Source organism: Arthrobacter sp. E44, from assembly GCF_041877125.1.
Taxonomy (GTDB): Bacteria; Actinomycetota; Actinomycetes; order Actinomycetales; family Micrococcaceae; genus Arthrobacter.
In genome coordinates this window covers 1-273 of record NZ_JBHDJA010000082.1, presented here as the reverse complement: position 1 = coordinate 273, position 273 = coordinate 1, and the positions used below count along the sequence as shown (strand labels likewise).

Sequence of the window (273 nt, the reverse complement as noted above, 5' to 3'; positions counted from 1 at the left end):
GGCGTCTGTGGATCCGTTGGATTCACTGGCGTCAACTGATGCTTCAAGTGAACCGTGAAGTTCTGATCAGTTGTGTCATTATTGTCGAATGTCAAATCTGCTGGATAGCCATCAGTAACCAACTCATACCCGTGTTTCTTATAATCCGCAATGTTGCCACTGGTACTATAACTGGATTTCGAGCCCGTTGTTCCTGAAATTGAATCCGTCTTTAAAGTTTTTCCGGTCGTATCATCAACGTAGCTGACACTACCTTTTTGCGTATCTGCGGTA

General features: G+C 44.3%; 1 protein-coding gene. It reads right to left on the bottom strand.

Translation table 11 applies throughout. The features are described 5' to 3' along the window. The coding region (locus ACETK3_RS21405; RefSeq protein ID WP_373993607.1) for a hypothetical protein at positions 1-273 on the bottom strand (273 nt) is incomplete at both ends.